Raw genomic sequence first — 8,547 nt, 5'->3', positions numbered from 1 at the left:
ACGTGAGACGACCCCCTCTGCCCTGCCGGGCATCTCCCCCGCAAGGGGGGAGATTAGCTGCTTCGACGCCTTGCCCCTCTCCTCCCAAGCCCCATTTCCCTCCCCCTAGCGTCCAGCAATCGGAGCCCGACGCCTCATGACCAGCCAGACAATCATCGATCCTCCCGAAGACGGCCATTTCAGGAACGGCCAGGCCAGCAATGGCGCAAGCCCCACCACCTTGTCCATCCACCTCACCATCAACGGCCGTGACCACGCGCTCGATATCGAGCCGCGGGTTACCCTGCTCGACGCGTTGCGCGAGCGGCTCCACCTCACCGGCACCAAGAAGGGCTGCGACCAGGGCCAGTGCGGCGCCTGCACCGTTCATGTCGACGGTGAGCGGGTGCTGGCCTGCCTGACGCTCGCCGCCCAGGTCGAGGGACGCTCGATCACGACAATAGAAGGGCTCGCCGACGAAGACGGCACGCTGCACGCCGTGCAGGCCGCCTTCCTCGAACAGGACGCCTTCCAGTGCGGCTATTGCACGCCCGGACAGATCATGTCGGCGGTGGCCTGCATCCGCGAGGGCCATGCCGGCTCCGACGAGGAGATCCGCGAATACATGGCCGGCAATCTGTGCCGCTGCGGCGCCTATCCGCACATCGTCGCCGCCGTCCGCCAGGCAGCTAGGGAGCTCCGCTCATGAGAGACTTTTCCTATCTTCGCGCCGACAGCGTCGAGGCCGCGCGCAACGCGGCCGCCCTTCCCGGCGCCATGCTGCTTGCCGGCGGCACGACGCTCATCGATCTCGCCAAATGCGGCGTCGCCGAACCGGCCACCGTCATCGACATCAGCCATATCGAAGGGCTCAACGCCATTGATGTAACCGCCGACCGCGCCGTCATCGGCGCGCTGGCCAAGATGAGCCATGTCGCCGACAACGCCGAGGTGAAAAGCCACTTCCCAGCGGTTTCGGAAGCGTTGTGGCAGGCGGCCTCGGCGCAGCTCCGCAACATGGCGACCATCGGCGGCAACCTGATGCAGCGCACGCGCTGTCCCTATTTCCGCGATCCGCAGAACTTCCCGGCCTGCAACAAGCGCGAGCCGGGCAGCGGCTGCTCGGCGATCGGCGGCGTCACGCGCGGCCATGCGGTGCTCGGCACCAGCGAAGCCTGCATCGCCACCTATCCGGGCGATCTTGCCATCGCGCTTGTCGCCTTCGACGCCGAGGTCGATCTTGGCGAGCGGAAGCTGAAGGTCGAGGACTTTTTCCTCGCCCCTGGCGCCACGGCCGAACGCGAGCACGACATCCGCCCCGGCGAACTGATCACGGCCATCGAGATCCCGGGCTCGGCCGCGGCCCGGCGCTCGACCTATCTCAAGGTCCGCGACCGCCAGTCCTATGAGTTCGCGGCGGCGAGCGCTGCCGTCGGACTGGAGCTCGAGGGCGACGGCCGCACCATACGCGACATCCGCGTCGCGGTCGGCGGCGTCGCGACGAAACCGTGGCGGGCGCGCGCCGTCGAAGAGGCGCTGAAGGGCAAGCCGCTCGACGAAGCGTCCGTTCGCAAGGCGAGCGAGCTCGTCATGGAGGGCGCCGTCGACCACGGCGCCAACCACTACAAGATCGCATTGGCGCCCCGCGTGATCGCGCGCGCCATCCTGAAATTGGGAGAAACGGCATGACCGTTCATGACATGAAACACGCAGGCTCCGACAGCGCGCGCCTCGAAGCGGTGGGCGGGCGCCTGTCGCGCGTCGACGGCCCGGCCAAGATCACCGGCGCCGCGCGTTACGCGTTCGAACAGCACCTCGAAGGCCTGACCCATGCGGTACTGGTCGGCGCGACGATTGCCGCCGGCAAGGTCACCGGCATCGACACGCGCGCGGCGGAAACCGCGCCAGGCGTGCTCGCGGTGCTGACGCCCGACACCATCATGGACCTGAATTCGGCATCGGACTGGTTCGGCAGACAGCCGTCCGAAGAAACCTATTGCCCGCTCGTCCGCGAGGTCACCTTTTCCGGCCAGCACATTGCTGCCGTCGTGGCCGAGACCTTCGAGCAGGCCGTCGCCGCCGCGGCGCTGGTCAAGGTCAGCTATGACGAGACGCCGGCAGTCGTCGACCTGAGCGACGGCAGCGACGGTATTCCGGTCGACGCCATGACCAAGGAATGGGGCGACGCCGAAGCCGCCTTCGCCGAGGCACCGGTGCGCGTCTGCGCCGCCTACAACACGCCGCGCGAGTTCCAGGCGGCGATGGAGCCGCACGGGCTGATCGCGCGCTGGGAGGGCGACCAGCTCACCATCTGGGAACCGAGCCAGTGGCTCGACGGCATGGCGCGCACCTATGCCGAATGGTTCGGCGTGCCGTTCCAGAACGTGCGGCTGGTCTCGCCCTATATCGGCGGCGGCTTCCGCTCCAAGGCGCTGGCGCTCGCGCACAGCGCGGTGGCGGCGGCAGCGGCGAAGATGCTCGGACGCCCGGTGAAGCTGGTGCTCAACCGGCCGCAGAATTTCACCTCCTATGGCGGCCGCGCCGCGACGCGCCAGACGGTTGCGATCGGCGCCGACAAGGCGGGCCGCATACAGTCGATCGTGCATCGCGGCGTCAACGAGACGGCGGTCGACGGCATGTGGGTCGAGCCGCTCGGCTCCGTCACCTCGATCATGTATGCGACGCCCAATTTCTCCTCGAAACAGAATGTGGTCAGGGTGAACACGGTGGTGCCGGGGGCGAAGCGCGCGCCGGGCGAGAACCCGAGCGCCTTCGGTATCGAATGCGCCATCGACGAGCTCGCCCAAGAGCTCGGTATCGACCCGCTGGAGATGCGGCTGATCAATTATGCCGAGCAGGATCCCCACGCAAAGAAGGCGTGGTCGACAAGGCAGTTGCGGGAGGCCTTTGCCGCCGGCGCGGAAGCCTTCGGCTGGGCGAAGCGTTCGCGCGAGCCGCGCTCGATGCGTGACGGCCACCAGCTCATCGGTTGGGGCGTCGCGGCCGGCACCTATCCGGTTCGGCGCGCCTATGGCGAGGCCGTGGTGAAGCTCCTGGCCGACGGCTCGGTCGAGGTCGAGAGCTCCTCCATCGACATGGGCCAGGGCACCTACACGATCCTGGCGCAGACCGCGGCCGAGACGCTTGGCGTGCCGGTGGAGAAGGTGTCGGTGAGGCTGGGGGATTCCCATTTCGCCCGCGCCGGCGTCACCGGCGGCTCGCGGCTTGCCGGGGTCATGACCGGCGCCGTCTACAAGGCGGCGGGCCAGGCGCTGGACGAGCTGATCGGGCTGGCGCTCTCCGATCCGCGCTCGCCCTTCCATGGGCTGCAGGCGAACACGCTGCAAGTGAAGGGTGGCCGCATCGCCTCGCCGCGCGGTGACGGCCCGGAGTTCTCGATCGCCGAGTTGATGCGCGCCCTCGGTCGCGAAAAGATCGAGGCCAAGGGCGACACTGTCCCGGCCAGTTTCACGCCGGAGCAGCGCTATGACAACTACACCACCATCGCCATGGCGCTGCCGCACACCGAGGGCGATTATTCCCGCCACTCCTGGTGCGCGCATTTCGTCGAGGTGCGCGTCGACGAGGATTTTGGCACGGTGCGCGTGTCGCGCGTCGTGTCGGCGCTGGACTCCGGCCGGCTCTACAACCCCAAGCTGGCGGAGAGCCAGTGGAAGGGCGGCATCATCATGGGTATCGGCCAGGCGCTGCTGGAAGAAGGCATCGTCGACCGCCGCCATGGCCGCATCGTCAACGGCAATCTCGCCGACTACATGCTGCCGACCAATGCCGACATCCCGGATATCCAGACGATCTCGGTCGGCATCCCCGACCCGCATTCCTCGGCGCTGGGCGGCAAGGGCGTCGGCGAGCTCGGCATCGTCGGCGTCGCGCCGGCGATTGCCAACGCGGTGTTCCACGCGACGGGGAAGCGGGTGCGGGACCTGCCGATTACGCTGGAGAAGTTGATTTAGCGCCGGCCTTGTCTCCCCCCTCGAGGGGGAGATGTCGCCGAAGGCGACAGAGGGGTCGCCGCGCGTGGGGCGCCAACCTACAACCGTCGCAATAGGCTGAGTCCAGTCGGACCGACCCCCTCTGCCCTGCCGGGCATCTCCCCCTCGAGGGGGGAGATCACCTGCCCTGGCTCTGGCCCTTCAAAAACTGGCTGAGCAGATCCACCGGCAGCGGGAAGACCACGGTCGATGAGCGCTCGCCGGCGATGTCGTGCAGGGCCTCGAAATAGCGCAGCTGCATGGCCTGCGGTTCGGCCGCCAGCATGCGGCCGGCCTCGACCAGCTTGGCCGCCGCCTGCTGCTCGCCGTCGGCGTTGATGACCTTGGCGCGCCGCAGCCGCTCGGCCTCTGCCTGCTTGGCGATGGCCCGGACCATGCTCTCATTCAGGTCGACATGCTTGATCTCGACATTGGAGACCTTGATGCCCCAGGCGTCGGTGCGCTGGTCGAGGATGTCCTGGATGTCGCTGTTGAGCTTGTCGCGCTCGGCCAGCATCTCGTCCAGCTCGTGCTTGCCGAGCACCGAACGCAGCGTGGTCTGCGCCAGCTGGTTGGTGGCGGTCATGAAATCCTCGACCTGGATGATCGCCCGCTCGGCGTCGACGATGCGGAAATAGAGCACCGCGTTGACCTTGACCGAGACATTGTCGCGCGAGATGACGTCCTGCGGCGGCACGTCCTGCACCACAACGCGCAGGTCCACGCGCACCATCTGCTGGATGAAGGGAACGAGCAGGATGAGGCCGGGCCCCTTGACCCCGGTGAAGCGGCCGAGCGTGAAGACCACGCCGCGCTCATATTCCCTCAGGATGCGGATCGCCGCCGACAGGAACATGATCACCAGCAGCGCGAGGATCAGATAGGCGACATAGCCGAGCGTCATTGTTTTGCTCCGTCGTTTCCCGCTCCGTTGTGACCGGCACCACGCCTCCGCACCGTCAGCACGAGATCGCTGACGGCGGTCACCTCAGCACGATCTCCGGGCGCGATCGGCTCCTCGGCCTTGGCGCGCCAGCGCTCGCCGAGCGCCAGCACATGACCTTCTCCGCCTTCCCAGTCGAGAACGTCCACGGAAAGACCGTGCATGGCCCCGCCGCCGACGCGCGGCGGATTGCGGCGCGCCGCCCAGAGGTAGCTGCCGGCCAGCAGCGCGAGGCCCAGCGTCAGCGCCGCGGCGGGGCCGATGACCGCCCACGATATGGCGAAGCCCGGCCCCTCGACCTTGAGCAGCATGGCCGCGCCGAGCAGGAACGCGGCCGCGCCGCCGACACCCAGCACCACTGTCGGGCTGAATGCCTCGACGATGAGGAAGGCGACGCCGAGCAGCATCAGGGCGAGACCGGTATAGTTGATCGGCAAGAGATCGAGCGCGTAGAGGCCGAGTACGAGGCAGATGGCGCCAATGACGCCAGGCGCCACCGCACCTGGGCTCGTGACCTCGAAGACGATGCCGTAGAAGCCGATCAGCATCAGGAGGACGGCAACGTTCGGATCGGTGATGACCGCGAGAAGCCGGATGAACCAGCCGGGATCCAGGACCTCGACGGCCAGGCCCTTCGTCGCCAGCACCTCTTTCTTGCCGGCCACGTCGACGGTGCGGCCGTCGGCGAGCTGCAGCAGCTCCGCCGTGTCACGGGCGACGAAGTCGATGACATGTTGCTGCAGCGCCGCACCTGCCGAGAGGCTCGCCGCCTCGCGAACCGCCTTCTCGCCCCAGTCGCCATTGCGCCCGCGCAGTTCGGCGAGGGAGCGGATTAGCGCCACCGCGTCGTTGGTCGCCTTGGCCGTCATCGGGTCCCCGGCTGGCTTCCCGGTGTCCTTGTCGTCCTTCTCACCGCCGGGAAGCGAGGGCAGCCCGCCGATCTCGACCGGAGTCGCGGCGCCCAGATTGGTGCCGGGCGCCATCGCCGCGACATGGGTCGAGTAAAGGATATAGGTTCCGGCGCTCGCCGCATGACCGCCGGCGGGCGCGACATAGCCGATGACGGGAACGGGGGACGCCAGGATATCGGCGATCATCTCGCGCATCGAGGTGACGAGGCCGCCGGGCGTGTCGAGCTGAAGGATGAGAGCCCCGGCGTTGCGCTCGGCCGCGGTCTTGAGCGCTTCCTTGAGCTGGCGCGAACTCGCCGGACCGATGGCGCCGTCAATCGCGATGCTCAAGGCCATCCTCTCCCCCGCCGTTTCGGCCGAGGAGAAGGGGAAAACCGCCGCGGCGGCCATGAAAGCCGCTGCCAGAAGGGCCACCCGCGCGAGTTTCACGCCTCAAAGCTCCTTGGGATTCAATATGGGGTTGTGCCGGGGCAAGTCCAATGAGGGCAGCGGAGCGGGTAATCTCCCTCCTCACGATTCCACGGCAATTTCGACGTCGCCTCCAACGCTGGCTCCCTCGCCCGTACGTCATTGTCCCCATCGACGGCGCGAATGAACGCGCTCGCAACAATGGAGACGACAATGACGACGATGGATCGTTTGCAGTACGAAACCGACCGCACGGGCTTCAACCTGTTCGGCTCTGCCCGCCGCGGATTGCGGCTGGCCTATCACGCCATGCGGATGCGCAGCGATCGCGCCGCGCTGCGCGCCATGCCAGACTATTTGCTCAAAGACATGGGCATCAGCCGCTCGCAGATCGAGCACTACACGTCCACGCGCGCCGCGCTCGCCGCAGCCGGCAGGACGGATGCCTGAAGCGGATGAACGACTGCATCGGCGGCCGGCCGGACGGCTGGTGAAAACCCCGGCTCGCCGGGGTTTTCGCGTTCCGACGCGAGGCACTGCCGGCATTGGAACCGGTCGCGGGCTGTCCGCCCAAATGAAACGGGCGATGCAATTTCCACGGTGGGCGTATCAGAAATTCCACGCTGCCATCCACTCTCGTTCAAACGCATCGGCGTCAGAAAGGAAGCCGTCACGGCAACCAAGCCGCAAAGCAACCTTCGGAGTAGTCACATGCAACCCAGCACCAAACCTGCCCGCGTTCCGCTCAACGGCGTCGACACACCGAACCTCCTGGCGACCATCAATTTCGTCGCCGGTCAGCCGGAGCTGGCGAAGTTCCAGTTCCGCGCCCACAACGAATGGATCGAAGGCACCCACAGCAAGAGCGTCATGCATGGCTTCCACGGTGCCGGCCAGGAGCAGAAGCACGAGAAGCCCTTCTATGCCGACAGCGACCATCCGGCGATCCTGTGCGGCGCCGACAACGCCCCGACCCCTGTCGAGTGGCTGCTGCATGGGCTGGCGAGCTGCCTGATGGCGGGGCTCGCCAACATCGCCGCCGCGCGCGGCATCAAGCTCACCAGCGTGAAGTGCTCGGTCGACGGCGACATCGACCTGCGCGGCATCCTCGGCATCTCGGACGAGGTACGCAACGGCTTCCAGAACATCCAGGTGTCGTTCGAGGTCGAGGGCGACGCGCCGGCCGAGAAGCTTGAGCAGCTGGTCGAGCAGGCCCGCGCACGCTCGGCCGTGTTCGACGTGCTGACCAACGGCGTGCCGGTCACGGTCGGCATCAAGACCATCCAGTGATCTAAAGCGCGTCGTCCTGAAAACGGTTCAGGCGACGCGCCTTAGTTCTTTGTTTTGACGCATGTCGTTGTCCCAGAACCGCTGCACACTTCTGGGCGAAATGCGTTAGCTGAAGCGACGGTTCGGAGAAATCCGGACCGTCTCTCCCAGGGCCTCGGAACAGAGCCATGAAACATGCTGACGTCGTCATCATCGGCGGCGGGCAGGCCGGGCTTGCGCTCAGCCATTGCCTTGGCCGCGCCGGAATCGACCATGTCGTGCTGGAGCGCGGCCGCATCGGCGAGCGCTGGCGCACGCAGAGCTGGCGATCGCTGAGGCTGTTGACGCCGAACTGGCTGAACGGCCTGCCCGGCTCGCCCTATGACGGCCCGGACCCCGACGGCTTCAGGACAAAGGACGTGTTCGTCCATGATCTCGAAACCTATGCAAGCCGCTGGCAGGTGCCGGTGGAATGCAAGGTCGAGGTCACCTCCTGCAGGCGGACCGGCGGCGGCTTCGCGCTCGCCACCGGCGCCGGCGACTGGTTGGCCAGGGTCGTAGTGGTGGCGACGGGGCATTGCGATCGGCCGATGATGCCCTTTGTGTCCGAGACCAGAGGCGGACCGCTGAATATCCACGCTTCGCAGTATCGCTCTCCCGGCGAGCTGCCGCCCGGCGGGGTGCTGATCGTCGGCGCCTCATCTTCCGGCGTGCAGATCGCCGACGAGCTCGCGCGCGCCGGCCGGCGGGTGATGCTGTCCGTCGGCAAGCATACGCGCCTGCCGAGACTGTGGCGCGGCAAGGACATCTTCTTCTGGCTCTGTCAGATGGGCGTGATGGCCCAGCCGCTCGACGGACTTGCCAATCCGGAGAGCGCCAGGCGGCAACCCTCGCTGCAACTCGCCGGACGACCGGACAAGGCCAATGTCGACCTTGCCACACTGCAGGCCCTCGGCGTCGAGCTCACCGGCCGCGTGCGCGGCATAGCCAACCGCGAGATCGCCTTTGCCGACGATCTTGCCGCGCAGATCGCGGCGGCGGACGC

8 protein-coding genes are annotated in these 8,547 nt (G+C 67.2%); 6 read left to right on the top strand and 2 right to left on the bottom strand.

All coding sequences use genetic code 11. The annotated features are described in order from the left end of the window. Positions 1 to 220: 220 nt before the first annotated feature. From EOA60_RS09805 to EOA60_RS09795, 3 genes are read left to right on the top strand one after another with little or no spacing between them, the layout of a single operon-like run. Positions 221 to 688 (top strand): (2Fe-2S)-binding protein, encoded by a 468-nt coding sequence (locus tag EOA60_RS09805; protein ID WP_245322377.1) that lies wholly within the window; start codon positions 221 to 223, stop codon positions 686 to 688. Beyond that, positions 685 to 1,668: a xanthine dehydrogenase family protein subunit M gene (locus EOA60_RS09800; protein WP_095824555.1), complete on the top strand. Its 984-nt coding sequence runs from the start codon at positions 685 to 687 to the stop codon at positions 1,666 to 1,668. Before EOA60_RS09805 ends, EOA60_RS09800 begins: the two co-directional genes overlap by 4 nt. Further along, positions 1,665 to 3,953 (top strand): xanthine dehydrogenase family protein molybdopterin-binding subunit, encoded by a 2,289-nt coding sequence (locus EOA60_RS09795; RefSeq protein WP_128311289.1) that lies wholly within the window; start codon positions 1,665 to 1,667, stop codon positions 3,951 to 3,953. The genes EOA60_RS09800 and EOA60_RS09795 overlap by 4 nt, the downstream gene beginning before the upstream one ends. 157 nt (positions 3,954 to 4,110) lie before the next feature. Here the strand turns inward: EOA60_RS09795 and EOA60_RS09790 are convergent, their stop codons facing one another. Beyond that, complete coding sequence (locus EOA60_RS09790) at positions 4,111 to 4,875, bottom strand: slipin family protein (RefSeq protein ID WP_066999450.1); 765 nt, start codon at positions 4,873 to 4,875, stop codon at positions 4,111 to 4,113. Further along, on the bottom strand, positions 4,872 to 6,254 hold the full coding sequence (locus EOA60_RS09785) for a nodulation protein NfeD (protein WP_095824557.1): 1,383 nt from the start codon (positions 6,252 to 6,254) through the stop codon (positions 4,872 to 4,874). Before EOA60_RS09785 ends, EOA60_RS09790 begins: the two co-directional genes overlap by 4 nt. Before the next feature lie 192 nt (positions 6,255 to 6,446). Here EOA60_RS09785 and EOA60_RS09780 point away from each other — a divergent pair, with 192 nt between their 5' ends. The 3 genes from EOA60_RS09780 to EOA60_RS09770 all read left to right on the top strand — a co-directional run. Further along, positions 6,447 to 6,683 carry a DUF1127 domain-containing protein gene (locus EOA60_RS09780; RefSeq protein ID WP_164746786.1) on the top strand — a complete coding sequence of 79 codons (237 nt, stop codon included), beginning with the start codon at positions 6,447 to 6,449 and terminating at the stop codon, positions 6,681 to 6,683. Between the two features lie 261 nt (positions 6,684 to 6,944). Continuing rightward, on the top strand, positions 6,945 to 7,523 hold the full coding sequence (locus EOA60_RS09775) for an OsmC family protein (RefSeq protein WP_095783432.1): 579 nt from the start codon (positions 6,945 to 6,947) through the stop codon (positions 7,521 to 7,523). Between the two features lie 167 nt (positions 7,524 to 7,690). Further along, positions 7,691 to 8,547: NAD(P)/FAD-dependent oxidoreductase (locus EOA60_RS09770; RefSeq protein ID WP_128311287.1), on the top strand; the 857-nt coding region annotated here is incomplete at its 3' end.

Source organism: Mesorhizobium sp. M1A.F.Ca.IN.020.06.1.1 (assembly GCF_004023265.1).
GTDB lineage: Bacteria > Pseudomonadota > Alphaproteobacteria > Rhizobiales > Rhizobiaceae > Mesorhizobium.
Note: the sequence above shows the minus strand (reverse complement) of the source record. Positions and strands in the feature narration are given on the sequence as shown.